This is a genomic window from uncultured Halorubrum sp. (genome assembly GCF_937146585.1).
In the GTDB taxonomy this organism is placed as follows: Archaea; Halobacteriota; Halobacteria; order Halobacteriales; family Haloferacaceae; genus Halorubrum; species Halorubrum miltondacostae.
Map to the genome: position 1 here is coordinate 42,750 of NZ_CAKZRO010000140.1, position 15,027 is coordinate 57,776.

General features: G+C 70.1%; 14 protein-coding genes. 9 read left to right on the forward strand and 5 right to left on the reverse strand.

Features of this window, described 5'->3' with window-relative positions:
- Positions 1–69 precede the first annotated feature (69 nt).
- The 4 genes from Q0116_RS11355 (at position 70) to Q0116_RS11370 (ending at position 3,808) form a co-directional block, all read left to right on the forward strand.
- On the forward strand, positions 70–558 hold the full coding sequence (locus Q0116_RS11355; protein ID WP_006113643.1) for an Lrp/AsnC family transcriptional regulator: 489 nt from the start codon (positions 70–72) through the stop codon (positions 556–558).
- Positions 555–1,694, forward strand: a complete 1,140-nt coding sequence (locus tag Q0116_RS11360; RefSeq protein ID WP_297888270.1) for a pyridoxal phosphate-dependent aminotransferase — start codon at positions 555–557, stop codon at positions 1,692–1,694. Before Q0116_RS11355 ends, Q0116_RS11360 begins: the two co-directional genes overlap by 4 nt.
- 139 nt (positions 1,695–1,833) lie before the next feature.
- Entirely contained in the window at positions 1,834–2,988 is a 1,155-nt protein-coding gene (locus tag Q0116_RS11365) for an acyl-CoA dehydrogenase family protein (protein WP_297888272.1), read from the forward strand.
- A 67-nt stretch (positions 2,989–3,055) separates the two neighbouring features.
- On the forward strand, positions 3,056–3,808 hold the full coding sequence (locus Q0116_RS11370; RefSeq protein ID WP_297888274.1) for a sensor histidine kinase KdpD: 753 nt from the start codon (positions 3,056–3,058) through the stop codon (positions 3,806–3,808).
- A gap of 27 nt (positions 3,809–3,835) precedes the next feature.
- Here the strand turns inward: Q0116_RS11370 and msrB are convergent, their stop codons facing one another.
- Entirely contained in the window at positions 3,836–4,246 is a 411-nt protein-coding gene (msrB, locus tag Q0116_RS11375; RefSeq protein ID WP_297888276.1) for a peptide-methionine (R)-S-oxide reductase MsrB, read from the reverse strand.
- A 106-nt stretch (positions 4,247–4,352) separates the two neighbouring features.
- On the opposite strand from msrB, the gene Q0116_RS11380 reads away from it, so the two are divergent.
- Positions 4,353–4,589 (forward strand): CDGSH iron-sulfur domain-containing protein, encoded by a 237-nt coding sequence (locus Q0116_RS11380; protein ID WP_297888277.1) that lies wholly within the window; start codon positions 4,353–4,355, stop codon positions 4,587–4,589.
- A gap of 30 nt (positions 4,590–4,619) precedes the next feature.
- Here Q0116_RS11380 and Q0116_RS11385 read toward each other — a convergent pair whose 3' ends face one another.
- Together Q0116_RS11385 and Q0116_RS11390 are read right to left on the reverse strand one after the other, a co-directional pair.
- On the reverse strand, positions 4,620–5,705 hold the full coding sequence (locus Q0116_RS11385) for a DNA topoisomerase IV subunit A (protein ID WP_297888278.1): 1,086 nt from the start codon (positions 5,703–5,705) through the stop codon (positions 4,620–4,622).
- Positions 5,706–8,153, reverse strand: coding sequence for a DNA topoisomerase VI subunit B (locus Q0116_RS11390; protein ID WP_297888279.1), 2,448 nt, complete (start codon positions 8,151–8,153; stop codon positions 5,706–5,708).
- Positions 8,154–8,407: 254 nt separating this feature from the next.
- Between Q0116_RS11390 and Q0116_RS11395 the strand changes: the two genes are divergently transcribed.
- Both Q0116_RS11395 and Q0116_RS11400 read left to right on the forward strand, forming a co-directional pair.
- Complete coding sequence (locus Q0116_RS11395) at positions 8,408–9,481, forward strand: hypothetical protein (protein WP_297888280.1); 1,074 nt, start codon at positions 8,408–8,410, stop codon at positions 9,479–9,481.
- Between the two features lie 92 nt (positions 9,482–9,573).
- Positions 9,574–10,533 (forward strand): oxidoreductase, encoded by a 960-nt coding sequence (locus Q0116_RS11400; protein WP_297888281.1) that lies wholly within the window; start codon positions 9,574–9,576, stop codon positions 10,531–10,533.
- Positions 10,534–10,558: 25 nt separating this feature from the next.
- Here Q0116_RS11400 and Q0116_RS11405 read toward each other — a convergent pair whose 3' ends face one another.
- Positions 10,559–11,119, reverse strand: a complete 561-nt coding sequence (locus Q0116_RS11405) for a hypothetical protein (protein ID WP_297888282.1) — start codon at positions 11,117–11,119, stop codon at positions 10,559–10,561.
- 118 nt (positions 11,120–11,237) lie between these two features.
- Positions 11,238–11,432 (reverse strand): cold-shock protein, encoded by a 195-nt coding sequence (locus tag Q0116_RS11410; protein ID WP_004045866.1) that lies wholly within the window; start codon positions 11,430–11,432, stop codon positions 11,238–11,240.
- A 179-nt stretch (positions 11,433–11,611) separates the two neighbouring features.
- On the opposite strand from Q0116_RS11410, the gene Q0116_RS11415 reads away from it, so the two are divergent.
- Complete coding sequence (locus tag Q0116_RS11415) at positions 11,612–14,278, forward strand: heavy metal translocating P-type ATPase (RefSeq protein WP_297888283.1); 2,667 nt, start codon at positions 11,612–11,614, stop codon at positions 14,276–14,278.
- 86 nt (positions 14,279–14,364) lie between these two features.
- Positions 14,365–15,021 (forward strand): NAD(P)-dependent oxidoreductase, encoded by a 657-nt coding sequence (locus Q0116_RS11420; RefSeq protein ID WP_297888284.1) that lies wholly within the window; start codon positions 14,365–14,367, stop codon positions 15,019–15,021.
- Positions 15,022–15,027 lie beyond the last annotated feature (6 nt).

The following is a 15,027-nucleotide window of genomic DNA, read 5'->3' on the forward strand; positions in this document are numbered from 1 at the left end:
CGGTCGCCCGCCGCTCGCTCGTCTTGCGCCCGTCGCTACTCATAAGCCGCCCCCGGGCAATCGTACGGTATGGACGCCGAGCGCGAGGTACTCGACGTGTTGGCGCGGAACGCCCGCGAGGACATCGACGACATCGCGGCCCAGACGGGCCTCGACGCGGCGGCGGTAGCGGACGCGATCGACGCGCTGGAGGCGGACGGCGTCGTCCACGGCTACCAGGCGGTCGTCGACTGGGACCGCGTCGACGAGGGGAAGATCCGCGCAGTCGTCGAGATCAACGTCGAACTCGACCGCGAAACGGGCTACGAGCAGGTGGCGGACCGCATCGCGAAGTTCCCCGCGGTCGACGCCTTACACCTCGTCTCGGGCGACTACGACTTCGCCGTCGAGGTGCTCGGCGAGAACATGCAGGACGTCTCCGAGTTCATCTCCGAGCAGGTCGCGCCGATGCCGGCGGTCACCCAGACGGTGACCCACTACATCATGGAGACGTACAAGGACGGCGGGATCCGGTTCGAGGACGGGGACGACGACGACCGCCTCTCCGTGTCGCCATGAGGATCTCGGACCGCGCGCGCACCCTCCCCGAGTCGGGGATCCGGAAGTTCTTCGAGCTCGCGGAGGCGCGCGACGACGTCATCTCGCTCGGGGTCGGCGAGCCCGACTTCTCCGCGCCGTGGAGCGCGCGCACCGCCGCGATCGACTCGCTCGAACGGGGGAAGACCTCCTACACCGCGAACCGCGGCATGGCGGCGCTCCGCGAGCGGATCGCGGACCATCACGAGCGCTACGACCAGTCGTACGACCCGGCCGAGGAAGTCCTCGTCACCACCGGCGCGAGCGAGGCGGTCGACCTCGCGTTCCGCGCGCTGGTCGACCCCGGCGACACCGTGGCGGTCCACGAGCCGACGTACATCTCCTACGGACCGGGGATCGAGCTGGCGGGCGGCGAGCGGCTGACGGTCCCCACGCGCGCCGCGGACGACTTCGCGCTCACCCGGGAGTCGCTGGAAGCGGCGGGCGCGGCCGAGGCGGACCTCCTTGTGTGCTGTTACCCGAACAACCCCACGGGCGCGACGATGACCGACGAACAGCTCGCCGAGGTCGCGGCGTTCTGTCGCGACAACGAGATCCGCGTGGTGGCCGACGAGATATACGCCGCGCTCACCTACGGTGAGGACCACGCGTCGGTCGCGACGCAGCCGGGGATGCGCGAGCGCACCGTCGTCGTCAACGGCTTCTCGAAGGCGTACGCGATGACCGGGCTCCGGCTCGGGTACGCGCTGGGGCCGACCGAGGCCATCGACGCGATGAACCGGATCCACCAGTACACGATGCTGTCCGCGCCGACGACGCCGCAGTACGCCGCCATCGAGGCCCTCGACCGTTGCGACGACGAGGTCGCGGAGATGGTCGAGGAGTACAACCGCCGGCGGCGGCTGGTCGTCTCGCGGTTCAACGAGATGGGCCTCGACACGTTCGAGCCCGGCGGCGCGTTCTACGCGTTCCCCGAGTGCGGCGGCGACGACGAGGCGTTCGCGGAGGGACTGCTGGAGGCGCAGGGCGTCGCGGTCGTCCCCGGCTCCGTGTTCGGCGAGGGCGGCGAGGGCCACCTCCGCGTCTCGTACGCCACCTCGATGCGCGAGCTGAAGGAGGCGACCGACCGGATCGCGACGTTCGTCGAGGGACGCTGAGGCCGCGGTCCCGAATCGGTCCGCGCCGCGGGCCGACCGTCGCGCTCGCGCCGTGACCCGCCTCAGGTAAACGGACAACTCGTCGCCAATTGTTCGGCGTTCGCTAACAACTATCACGTATTACCATGATCGTCCCCGTATGGAGTTCCAACTGACCGACGAGCAACGACAGCTACGCGAGGAGGTGCGGAAGTTCGCCGACGAGGAGATCCGGCCGGTCGCCACGGAGTACGACGTCGACGAGGCGTACCCGCACGAGGTGATGGACGAGGCCGCCGACATGGGGCTGCTCGCGCCGCACGTGCCGGTCGAGTACGGCGGGATCGGCTACTCGTCGCTGGAGAACGCGATCCTCACGGAGGAGCTGTTCGCGGCCGACCCGGGGATCGGCCTCTGTATCTCCAGCGCCGGGTTCGGCGCGGAGGCGCTGATGGAGTTCGGCACGGAGGAACAGAAGGAGCGCGTCCTGCCCGAGGTGACGGCGGGCGACGCGGTGATGGGCTCGGCCATCTCGGAGCCGCAGGCCGGCTCGGACGTGACCTCGGTCGCGACGCGCGCCGAGAAGGACGGCGACGAGTGGGTGATAAACGGCTCGAAGATGTGGATCACGAACGGCACCGTCGCCGACTACTTCGTCGTCGTCTGCGAGACGGACCCCGACATCGACGACCGCTACTCGGGCTACTCGCAGATCCTCGTCGAGGGCGACCGCGACGGGCTCACCCGCGACAAGATCACCGGGAAGCTCGGCATCCGCGCGAGCGACACCGCGGAGCTTCGCTTCGACGACGTGCGGGTGCCCGAGGAGAACCTCATCGGCCAGCGCGGGATGGGGTTCCTCCAGCTCATGCAGTTCTTCGACGAGACCCGCACCGCGGTCGCCGCGCAGGGCGTCGGCATCGCCCGCGGCGCGGCCGAGCGCGCGCTGGAGTACGCCGAGGAGCGCGAGCAGTTCGGCCGCTCCATCTCCGACTTCCAGGCGATCAAACACAAGCTCGCGGAGATGCACACGAACACCGAGGCCGCCCGCTGGCTCACCTACCGCTCCGCGTGGGCGGTCGACAACGAGGCCGGCGACCTGACCGCGCTCGCGTCGATGGCCAAGGAGTTCGCCTCGCGGACCGCGGTCGAGGTCGCCGACGAGGCCGTCCAGGTCCACGGCGGCGCCGGCTTCGTCAACGACCACGACGTCGAGCGGCTCTACCGCGACGCGAAGATCACCCAGATCTACGAGGGGACCACCGAGATCCAGAAGAACATCGTCGCCCGCGAGCTGCTCGACGAGGGGATGTGAAGACGGGCCGGACCGGCGCGCGCCCCCAACCGACATCTAAAACCTCCGGCGCGCCTACGTCGTCGGTATGAACGAGGAGGAGGCCCGAGCGGACCGGGACGACGCGAGGTTCGGCGGCGGCGAGAAGGCGGACCCGGAGGAGCGCCTCAAGCGCCAGCGCGACGACCTCCAGCTGCTGAACCAGGTGATGCGACACGACATCCGCAACGACCTCCAGCTCGTCGGCGCGTACGCCGAGCTGCTCGACGAGCACGTCGACGAGGAGGGGCGAGAGTACCTGGACGTGATCAAGCGGAACACGCAGAGCGCCGTCTCGCTCACCACGACGGTCCGCGACCTCGCGGAGGTGATGCTCCGGGAAGACGCCGAACCCAGCCGCGTCGCGCTCGACCGGGTCCTCTCACAGCAGGTCGAGGAAGTGCGCTCCGCGTACTCGGAGGCCGTCTTCACCGTCGAGGGCTCGTACCCCGAGGTCGAGGTCGTCGGCGACGAGATGCTGAGCTCGGTGTTCCGCAACCTCCTCCGGAACGCGGTCCAGCACAACGACGAGGCCCCGCCGACGGTGACGGTGTCGGCGTCCGTCGACGAGGGCGAGGGCGTCGCCGAGGTCCGCGTCGCCGACAACGGGCCCGGGATCCCCGAGGACCAGCGCGACGAGGTGTTCGGCAAGGGGGAGAAGGGCCTCGACAGCCCCGGCGCGGGGATCGGGCTGTACCTCGTCCGGTCGCTCGTCGAGATCTACGGCGGGGACGTGTGGGTCGAGGACAACGAGCCGAAGGGCGCGGTCTTCGTCGTCAGGCTCCCGCTCTGTACGGAGTGACCCTGCGACGCGCCGTGTCGCGGCAGGTCACTCGTCGTCGTACTCCATCGCGACCGAGTTGATACAGAACCGCTTCCCCGTGGGCTCGGGGCCGTCGTCGAACACGTGTCCGAGGTGCGAGTCGCAGTTCGCGCAGCGGACCTCGGTGCGGCGCATCCCGTGGCTGGTGTCGACCGTCGTCGTCACCGACTCCTCCTCGGCGGCGTAGAACGCGGGCCAGCCGCAGCCGGACTCGAACTTCGTCTCGGCCTCGAACAGGACGGTGCCGCAGGCGCGACACTCGTACTCCCCGTCGTCGGGGTGGTGGTCGACGTACTCGCCGGAGAACTTCGCCTCCGTGCCGCTCTCGCGCAGCACGCGGTACTCCTCGTCGGAGAGTCGCTCGCGCCACTCTTCGTCGGTCAGCTCCGCCGGGTCGCGCTCGCCTGTCTCGCTCATACCACCGATACGCGCCCCACGGGCAAGGGGGTTGCGGCGGGCGAGCCGCCTCGCCGGCGCGGTTCGCGCCCCAAACGGTATTCGGTCGGCGGTCCGACTCGCTCTCATGGCACGCGAAGTCACGCACGAGGAGCGGGGCCCGGCGGTGCTCGACGACGACGACAAGGGCGACGACGGCCTGATCTTCGTCTGTCGGTGCGGCCTGTCGGACGCGAAGCCGCTCTGTGACGGGTCGCACAAGGCGACGGCCGACGAGGAGGACGGCGTCGTGTACAAGTACGAGGACGACGACCCCGACGGCGAGCGCCGCGAGGTCGGCGAGCTCGCCGCAGAAGGGGGGTAGCGGCGGGCCGCCGGAGGCGACGGCGACCGTTCAGATCACGCCCATCTCCCCGAGCCGCTCGGGGAGGTAGGTGTCGGTGACGAAGTCGAGCCCGCGGCTCGCGAGCGACTGCTGCTCGGACTTCTTGCCGATGTCGAGCTGGAGCTCGATCTGCTCTTCCCAGTAGTCGGTCTGGAACCGCGGGTCCTCCAGCTCGGACTCTAGGGCGTTCACGTCCGAGTCGGAGAGCGGGTCCGAGGGGAGGTCGTACTCGACGATGTCCTCGGGCTGGATCCCGATGAACCGGGCCTCGGGCGTCGCGAGGTACTTCGAGAGGTGCGCGGACTTGATCGACCCGTACGCGACGGAGCCGTAGATCCGGTAGGACCACGGATCGCCGTCGGTGAACACCACGACCGGGAGGTCGAGCTCGTCGCGGAAGCGCTTCGTCAGGCGGCGGGTGGCGCGGGCGGGCTGGCCGCCGAGGTGGACCACGAGCGCGTCGTGCTCCTCGTCGAACCCGTTCTCGACGAGCCGGTCGCGCATCCCGCCGGTCTCGACGCAGAGGACGAACTCCGCGTCGTTGTCGAGGAACTCGATGGTGTCCGGGTTGTTCGGGATCTGGTAGCCGCCCTGCCCGACGTCGAGCTGGCAGTGGATCTCGCGGTCGCCGCGGTTGGTCTGCTCGCGGAGCTCCAGGGGCCCCATCACCTTCGCGCCCGACTCCTCCGGGCGCATGTGGAAGTCCTCGCGGGTAACGCCCGTGACGATCTCCAAGTCCTCCACGAGGTCGTTCGACTCGTCCTGAGAGTTGAACTGGGCCTCGTCGTTGTTCCACGACTCGGAGAGGTAGTACAGCTCACGCAGCGTCGACGAGCGGTCGTCGTCGAGCTGGTTCGCGAGGAACTCGATGGTGTAGGCGGCCTTCAGCAGCTTGCGCGCGCCCCGCACCGAGTTCGCGCTGCGCGTGGACGTTCGGTCGCCGTACGTCCAGACGCCGCTCTCCTCGTCGTACTCGATGTTGCTCTTCGTCCGCGTCGGGAGCGTCATCTCCGGGATTGACCCCGCCGCGAACTGGTCGTAGAAGTCGGCGGCCAGGTCGATCAGCTCGTCTCGTGCGTCGCTTTCGGTCGTCATTTAGTCGTTCACCGTGAGTTTCTCGGTCTCGACGCCGCCGACGCTGACCTCGAACTCGGGGTCGCCGTCGACCGCGTACGTCAGTTCCCGCTCGTCGCCCGAGGGGATCTCGGGCTTCCACTGGACGAACCACTCGCCGTCCATGTCCACCACCGTCCCGTCGGAGAGGTCGGTCGGCTCCGCCGAGACGATGTCGGTGATGTCCAACTGCTCGTTCACGTCCGAGTGGTTCTCGACGACGAGCGACACCGTCTCGCCGTTCACCTCGCGCTCGACGCTCACGTTGTTCATGATCCGCGCCAAGGCCCCGTCGATGTCGGGGCGCGGGCGGCCCGTGACCTCCGAGACCTTGTCGGCCATCTCCGGGAGGATCCGGCCGAGGACGTCCTGTTTCTCCCGGCGCTGCTGCATCGAGCGCCGCTTGTTGAGGTACGACTTCAGCTCGCGGGCGGCCTCCCGGACCGCGAGCTCGATCTCGTCTTCGATCTCGGGGACGTTCGCGAGCGCGTCCTTCGACTCGCTCGTGAACGGGACGTTCGTGGAGGCGACGTGGATGCTGATGACGGCCGGCCCGTTCGGCATCCCCGACCCCCCGGGCTGGTCGAGCCCGTAGTTCCGCCAGCCGATCTGCTTTATTACGTCCGTCGTCGCGCACGCGCCGCGCTGGTAGACGAGCGGGACGCGGTTCGCGAACCGGAGCAGCTCGACCGACCCCTCGGCGGGGATCTCGCCGCCGTACGCGATCCCGGCCTCGACGATGAACGGGTCGCCGCCGTGGACCTCGGCGTCGCGGGTCGCCGCCGCGTAGAAGTCGGCGTCGTACTCCTTGCGCAGGCCGGCCTCGACCAGCTCCGCCGTGATCGGCGCGAGGCAGTCGGTCGGCGGCGCGAGGATGTCCGTCGTCCGCATCGCCTCGAGCAGGTCCGCGGCGGCGTCGCGGTCGCCCGCGATCGACTTCACCTTCGGCGGGTCGTCCGGCACGGTCCGGGCGCGGGACCAGAACGCCTCGACGACGTTCTCGCGCGCGGTCTCGCCGAAGGTCGCGTCGCGCTGCTCGGCGACGAACGAGGCCGCGTCCGCGACGAGGCGCTCGAGGTCGTCGCGGGTCACCCTGAACGCGTCGCCGTCGAGGTTCTCGAACCGGCGCGCGAGCGCCTCGGCCATCGACTGGACCGCGGCGTCGTCCTTCCGCGTTGACGTGGCCTCGTCGACCAGCGCGTAGACGTCGGGGACGAGCGGCGACTCGTCCGGTCCGTCGCCCGAGTCAGCCTCCTCGTCGTCCGCGTCGCCGCGGCCGGTGATCGCCCGCCACCCGGCGTCGACCGCGTTCTCGCGGACGGTCCCGCCGAACGTCTTGCCGGTGTCGCCCTCGACCGTCTCGGCGACGTCGTCGACGATCGCCGCGAGCTCGGAGCGCGTGACTCGGTCGTCGTTCTCGACCGTCTCGGCGACGCCCTCCGCGAAGGCCGTCGTCGCTTCTGCGCCCTTGTTGGCGACGGCCTCGGAGACCGCGCTCGCGACGTCGCCGTCGTCGTGCGCGCGCGGCGGCGACCACGACAGCTCGCGGCCGTAGTACACGTCGCGGAAGTTGTCGATCACGCCGTCGGCGGTCTTCTTGCCGACCCGCGTGAACTCCTCTTGGAGGAACCCGGAGACGGAGTACGACTCCGTCGCCTCCAGCATCTTGATCAGCGTGCCGAGCTCGACGCCGTGCGGGTGCGGGCGGATCTCCTCCGTCTCAGCCGGCAGCTCGTCGGTCGCGCGCTCGAACTTCAGCGGCTCGTCGAGCCCCGGCTCGCGCAGTTCGAGCCGCGCGTGGGGGTTGACGACCGCGGTGTGTTTCACGTAGTCGTGGAGCTGTTGGCGGGCGCGCATGTTCGCCTCCATCTCCAGTTCGATCCGGGTGCCGTGGGGTCGGTCCCACGTCGTCTCCTCGTCCGCACTGATCTCCGGCTCGTTCGTGTCGGTGTCGATGATGAGCTCGAAGTACTGCGCCCGCGACTGCCCCTTCGGCCGCGAGGTGATCTTCGCCGGCTGGCCGGAGGTGAGCTGCGAGTACAGCACCGCCGCCGAGATGCCGATCCCCTGCTGCCCGCGGGACTGCTCGCGGGCGTGGAACCGGCTGCCGTACAGGAGCTTCCCGAACACCTTCGGGAGCTGTTCTTTCGTGATCCCCGGCCCGTTGTCCTCGATGACGAGCCGGTAGTAGTCGCCCACCTCCGTGATCTCGACGTAGATGTCGGGGAGGATGCCGGCCTCCTCGGTCGCGTCGAGCGCGTTGTCGACCGCCTCCTTGACGGCGGTGACGAGCCCACGCGCGCCCGAGTCGAACCCGAGCATGTGTTTGTTCTTCTCGAAGAACTCGGCGATGGAGATCTCGCGCTGGCCCTCGGCCAGCTCCTCCGCGATCCCCTCCTCGTCGCCGATCGTCGACTGGAAGGACGTCATTCGGTACTCACCCCTTTCCCCGAGGCACCTAAAAACGCACCGGCGGCACGGTGAAAGTGTATCCGCGCCGAAGAAGCCGTCTGCGCGGTGCGCGTGTGGCTCTCTCGCGCGTCAGCCGCGGCGCGCACGTAAACCCAGTCTCTCGACGCACCGTCGGATTCCTCCCCGTCGCCAAATTCAAATAATTTAAATTTGTTGATTAGTGTGGCACGGTACCGTGTGACTAGACGACCGTGCCGGGAGGGAGCACGAGAATGACAGACGACGACGCGACGGGCGAGGCGAACCGAGCGCGAACCACGACCCGACCGCTCGAGGCGAGCCGACGGGCGGCACTCCGGACCGCGGCCGCGACCGGTGCCGCCCTCGCCTGGGGCACGTCGACCGCCGTCGGCGAACCGAGCGGGAGGAACGGGGCCGACGAGTCTTCCGCGAACGCGTTCCCACCGAAGGGGATCACGACCTACGGCCGGAGCGTCGACCTCGGAGACGGCTCGGTCAGGCCGTTCACCGCCGAGACGCCGTCCGGAGAGCCGAAGTACCATGGGGTGGAGTTCGACCGCGCGGCGCTGGACGGGCTCCCGAGCGCCGGCGACCTGAAGGCGGCAGACAACCGCGCCGAGACCGACAAGTACCGCGCCGGCGGGCAGGCGACGGCGGTCCACTTCAAGCAGTCGCTCCAGTTCTTCGTCCCGTTCCCGGCCGCGGAGCGGACGCCGTTCACGTTCCTCGGGCTCAACTGGAACCCGGGCGGCCACTTCGGCGGTGCGGGCGCGTGGCTCGAGCCGCACTTCGACGTCCACTTCCACATGCTCGACCCGGCGACGGTCGACGCCGTCGAGGGACCGCGACTCCCGCCGTACGACACCGGGAACGGGGAGTACGCGCCCGGCAGTCCGGATCCGGACCCCGCCGGGGAGGTGACGGAGACGCGGTTCGACGACGATCAGCTCCCCGAGGGGTACGCGCGGTCGCCCGACCCGGTCGCCGACCAGCGGTACATCACGGACATGGGCGAACACACCGCGCCGCGCGACGCGCCCGAGCTCCCCGACGCGCCGGGGGAGCGGGGGAACCCGGACGCGTTCTCGAACACGCTCATCCAAGGGTTCATCGCGCCCGACGAGAGCGAGCCGCCGCGGCTGGCGTTCGTCGAGCCGATGCTCACGCGGGAGTTCCTCAGGGGATTCGAGGGGCGGGAGACGTACGCGGTCCCGCAGCCGAACGCGTACCCGCACGACCGACAGCACCCGACCGAGTACGCGGTCCGGGACGTGCCGTCCGCGGACGCGGTGACCGTTGTGCTACGCGGGTTCGAGGAGACCTGATCGCGGAGCGTCGCCGCCGTCCCGGGGCGACGCTCTCGGGCGGCGGTTCGGCCGCCGACAGCTTTCTCCCCGTGACGCCCCTCCGTCCGAGCATGTCAGGATGGACGGCCGACGAGATGCCGCGGCTGGACGGGAAGACGGTGGTCGTCACCGGGGCGAACAGCGGGCTCGGCTTCGAGGGGACCCGCGAGTTCGCCGCGAGGGGCGCGACGGTCGTGATGGCGTGCCGGAGCGTCGAGCGCGCCGAGTCGGCGGCCGACGAGATCCGCGCCGACGCGGGCGGCACGGTCGACGGCGAGCTCGACGTCCGGGAGTGCGACCTCGCGTCGCTCGGCTCGGTCGCGTCGTTCGCCGACGGCCTCGCCGCCGACTACGGCGCGGTCGACGTGCTCTGTAACAACGCCGGCGTGATGGCGATCCCGCGCAGCGAGACCGAGGACGGGTTCGAGACCCAGTTCGGCGTCAACCACCTTGGCCACTTCGCGCTCACCGGACGGCTGTTCGACCTCCTCGCCGCGGCCGAGGGGATCGACGGCGACGCCCGCGTCGTCACCCAGTCGTCGGGGGCCCACGAGCAGGGCGAGATGGACTTCGGCGACCTCAACTGGGAACAGTCCTACGGCAAGTGGAAGGCGTACGGGCGCAGCAAGCTCTCGAACCTGCTGTTCGCCTACGAGCTACAGCGCCGGCTCGACGCGGCCGGCGACGGGGACGGCGAGCCGGGGATCCGCAGCGTCGCCTGCCACCCCGGCTACACCGACACGAACCTCCAGATGCGCACCGCGGCCGAGAGCGGCAACCCCCTGATGAAGGTGGGGATGAAGGCCGCCAACGCCGTCCTCGGACAGGAGCCGGAGATCGGCGTCGAGCCGATGCTGTACGCGGCCACCGTCGACGTCGACGGCGGCGCGTACGTCGAGCCGGGCGGCCTGATGAACATGCGCGGCCACCCGACCGTCGGGCGGTCGAACGACGCCTCCTACGACCGCGACGACGCCCGGAAGCTCTGGGAGTACTCGACGGAGGCGACGGACGTCGAGTACCCAGTATAGCGCGGACGCGCGCCGGCCCGCGGCGTCAGTGGAGGGTCCCCTCCCGGACGTGCGCGTCGTACGCGAACAGCGCGTACCCCACGTCGACCGGTCGGTGGTCAATCTCGTCGGCGATCGCGCGGATCGGCTCGATCATCGTCACGTAGTCGGCGGCGTCGAACGACTCCTTGCGCCCGTCGAGGTAGCCCAGCCGCTCCAACGACGCCCAGACCCGCGTGTCGACGACGGCGTGTCGGTCGCCGTCGAGCGCGGCCAGCACGCACGACGCGGTCGCCGCTTTGAACCCGGCGAGCCCGGTGATGAGAGTGATCGTCGAGAAGTCGCCGTCGACGGCGCGGACGTTGCGCGTGACTTCCCGGCAGCGCGCCTCGGGATTCTTCTCGACGTGGTACGCGCTCCGGGTGGACGACTCGTAGGCGATCTCGTACAGCTGCTCGCGCGTCAGGTGCCCCTGCGACCGGTACCGCTCGCCGAACTCGTCGAGCCGGGCGGGGAGGACGCCCTGCGTGTCGGCGTAGCGGTCGAGGTTCTCGGCGACGAACGCGTCGAGGTCGTCGGGGCGGCTTCGGGAGTCGTCGGGCTCCATGCGGAGGGCTCGTCGCTCGGCGAGTAAAACGGCGACGCCGTCGCTCGCGGGCGTAATATACGCGGGACGCGTTTCGAGAGCTGTCCGAGTTCGCCGGTAGCGGATGCCGCCGGACGAGTTACAGCCGAGTGAGGTTCGTCGCGCGCGGACCCTTGTCCGCCTCCTCGATCTCGAACTCTACCTCCTGTCCCTCCTCGAGGTCCGGGCCGCCGACGTCTTCCATGTGGAAGAACACGTCCTCGTCAGCGTCGTCAGTCTCGATGAATCCGTAGCCGCCGGTGTCGTTGAAGAAGTCGACCTTGCCTGTCGCCATCGCGTCTAGTGCGTCTCCCGACGTGGATATAAGTGTTGTGTGCCGTATTCGCGCCGGTATGAACGTGCTGAATTAGCTCTTCTCCGCAGATAGGTTTCGATCCCAAATTTCGGCGCCGCTTCGGCTTTGGTTTCGAATGGGAAAACGCACTAAGGGAGTATCCCGTAGTAGAAGGTAAGATGAGCACCAGATCCACTCGCCTCGACATCACGGGGATGAGCTGCGCCAACTGCTCGGCGAGCGTCGGCGACGCCGTGGCGTCGCTCGACGGCGTCGCGCAGGCGGACGCGAACTACGCCACCGACGAGGCGACCGTCGAGTACGACCCGGAGGCGACCTCGCTCGCCGAGATCTTCGACGCGATCGAGGGCGCCGGCTACGGGGCGGTCTCGGAGACGGCGACCGTCGCGATCACCGACATGTCCTGCGCGAACTGCGCGGACGCCAACCGCGACGCGCTCGAGTCCGTGCCCGGCGTCGTCGAGGCCGACGTGAACTACGCGACCGACGAGGCGCAGGTGCGGTACAACCCCGCGGAGACCTCGCGGTCTGCGCTGTACGACGCCGTCGAGGACGCCGGCTACTCGCCGGTCCGCGAGGTCGGGGGCGGCGACGCTGGCGACGCGGACGGGGAGGGCGGCGACGCCGGCGAGAGCGCGCGCGACGCGGCCCGGAACGCGGAGATCCGCAAGCAGCTCCGCCTGACGCTGTTCGGCGCGGCGCTGTCCGCCCCGCTCCTCTTCATGCTCGTCGACAACTTCCTGCTCGGGGGCGCGGTCGTGCCCGACCGGCTCTTCGGCGTCGGGATCCACTGGGCCGCGTTCGCGTTCGCCACGCCGGTCCAGGTCGTGCTCGGCCGGCCGTTCTACGTGAACTCCTACAAGGCGCTCGTCACGAACGGGCGGGCCAACATGGACGTGCTGATCGCCCTCGGCTCGACGACCGCGTACGTCTACTCCGTCGCCGTCCTCCTCGATCTGGTCGCCGGGAGCGTCTACTTCGACACGGCCGCGCTCATCCTCTTCTTCATCACGCTCGGGAACTACCTCGAGGCGCGCTCGAAGGGGCAGGCCGGCGACGCGCTCCGGAAGCTCTTGGAGATGGAGGCCGACACCGCCACCCTCGTCGACGCCGACGGGACCGAACGCGAGGTCCCGGTCGAGGACGTCTCGGTCGGCGACCGGATGAAGGTCCGCCCGGGCGAGCAGGTCCCGACCGACGGCGTCGTCGTCGAGGGGCAGTCCGCGGTCGACGAGTCGATGGTGACGGGCGAGTCGGTCCCCGTCGAGAAGACCGAGGGCGACGAGGTCGTCGGCTCCACGATCAACGAGAACGGGCTCCTCGTCGTCGAGGCGACGAAGGTCGGCGCGGACACCGCGCTCCAGCAGATCGTCCAGACGGTGAAGGAGGCGCAGTCCCGCCAGCCCGAGATCCAGAACCTCGCGGACCGCATCTCCGCGTACTTCGTGCCCGCGGTGATCGCGAACGCCCTGCTGTGGGGCGTCGTCTGGTTCCTCTTCCCCGAGACGCTCGCGGCGTTCGTCGACCGGCTCCCGCTGTGGAGCCAGGTCGCGGGCGGCCCCGCGGCGGTCGGCGGCAGCGTCTCGGTGTTCGAGTTCGCTGTGGTCGTCTTCGCGTCCGCGGTGCTTATCGCCTGCCCCTGCGCGCTCGGGCTCGCGACCCCGGCCGCGACGATGGTCGGGACCACCATCGGCGCGCAGAACGGCGTCTTGTTCAAGGGCGGCGACGTCCTCGAGCGCGCGAAGGACGTCGACACGGTCGTCTTCGACAAGACGGGGACGCTCACGCGGGGCGAGATGGAGCTTACCGACGTGGTCGCGGTCGGCGAGGTGCCCGACGGGGGCGCCGTCGCCGAGCGCGGCGACGCGGCGGCGACGGACGACCCGGCGACGGCGGACGACTCGACGACGACGGCCGAAGACGAGGTCCTCCGCCTCGCCGCGAGCGCGGAGCGCGGCAGCGAACACCCCCTGGCCCAGGCGATCGTCGACGGAGCGGAGGCGCGCGCGCTCGAACTCGAGGACCCCGAATCGTTCGAGAACGTCCCCGGCCACGGGGTCCGCGCCACCGTGGCGGGCGACGAGGTGCTCGTCGGGAACCGGAAGCTGCTCCGCGACGCGGGCGTCGACCCCGCCCCCGCCGCGGAGACGATGGAGCGGCTCGAACGCGAGGGCAAGACGGCGATGCTCGTCGCCCGGATCCCCGCCGGTGCGGACGACGGGGAGCTCCTCGGCGTCGTCGCGGACGCGGACACGGTGAAGCCGAGCGCGAAGGACGCCGTGAGCCAGCTCCGCGACCGCGGCGTCGACGTGATGATGATCACGGGCGACAACGAGCGCACGGCCCGCGCGGTGGCCGAGCAGGTGGGGATCGACCCCGAGAACGTCCGGGCCGGCGTCCTTCCCGAGGACAAGTCCGACGCGGTCGAGGCGATCCAGAGCGACGGCCGGAAGGCGATGATGGTCGGCGACGGCGTCAACGACGCGCCGGCGCTGGCGGTCGCGTACGTCGGCACCGCCATCGGCTCCGGGACCGACGTGGCCATCGAGGCCGCCGACGTGACGCTGATGCGCGACGACCCGCTCGACGTCGCGAAGGCGATCCGCGTCTCCGACGCGACGCTCCAGAAGATCAAACAGAACCTCGTGTGGGCGCTCGGCTACAACACGGCGATGATCCCGCTCGCGTCGCTCGGGCTCCTCCAGCCGGCCCTCGCGGCCGGTGCGATGGCGATCTCGTCCGTCTCGGTGCTGACGAACAGCCTGCTCTTCCGGCGGTACGACCCCGACCGCGACTACGCGCTTCTCGGGTTCCTGCGGCGCTGAGCCCCCGTCACCCGTTTCTTCTCCCCGACACCTCGGCGTCGGCCCACTCCCGAAACCACAAGACGGGCCGGGTCGTACTCGGTCGTATGTCGACCCTCCTCGTCGTCGGCGGCAGCGGCTTCGTCGGGCGTAACGTCTGCCGGTTCGGCGTCCGCGACGACCACGAGGTCCGCAGCGTCTCCCGTGGCGGCCGGCCCGACACAGACGACGACTGGGCCGACGCCGTCTCGTGGACGAGCGCCGACCTCTTCCGGCCGAACGCGTGGCGCGACCGCCTCGACGGCGTCGACGCCGTGGTCCATTCGGTCGGGGCGTTCACCGAGTCGCCGACCGACGGCGAGACCTTCGAACGCGTCAACGGCGACGCGGCGATCCTCACGGCCTTGGAGGCCGAGCGCGCCGGCGTCGACACCTTCGTCTTCCTCTCGGCGGCCGCGAAGCCGCCCGGCGTTCGGAACGCGTACCTGACGGCCAAGCGCCGCGCCGAGTCCTCCATCGCCGACCTCGACTTCGACGCCGTCAGCCTCCGGCCGGGCCCGGTGTACGGCGAGGGGCAGCCGCACCTCCCGGGCGTCGCCGACCGCGTGCTCCGGTTCGCCGCGAGCGCGCCGCCGATCGCGTCCCGGCTCGGCGAGTCGCGGCCGCTCTCCGTCGACACCGTCGCCCGGGCGACCTACCGCGCGGCGATAGACCCGGGAGAGCGGCTGCTCGACGTGTCCGACATCCGCGATCTCGCCGGATGAGGGCGG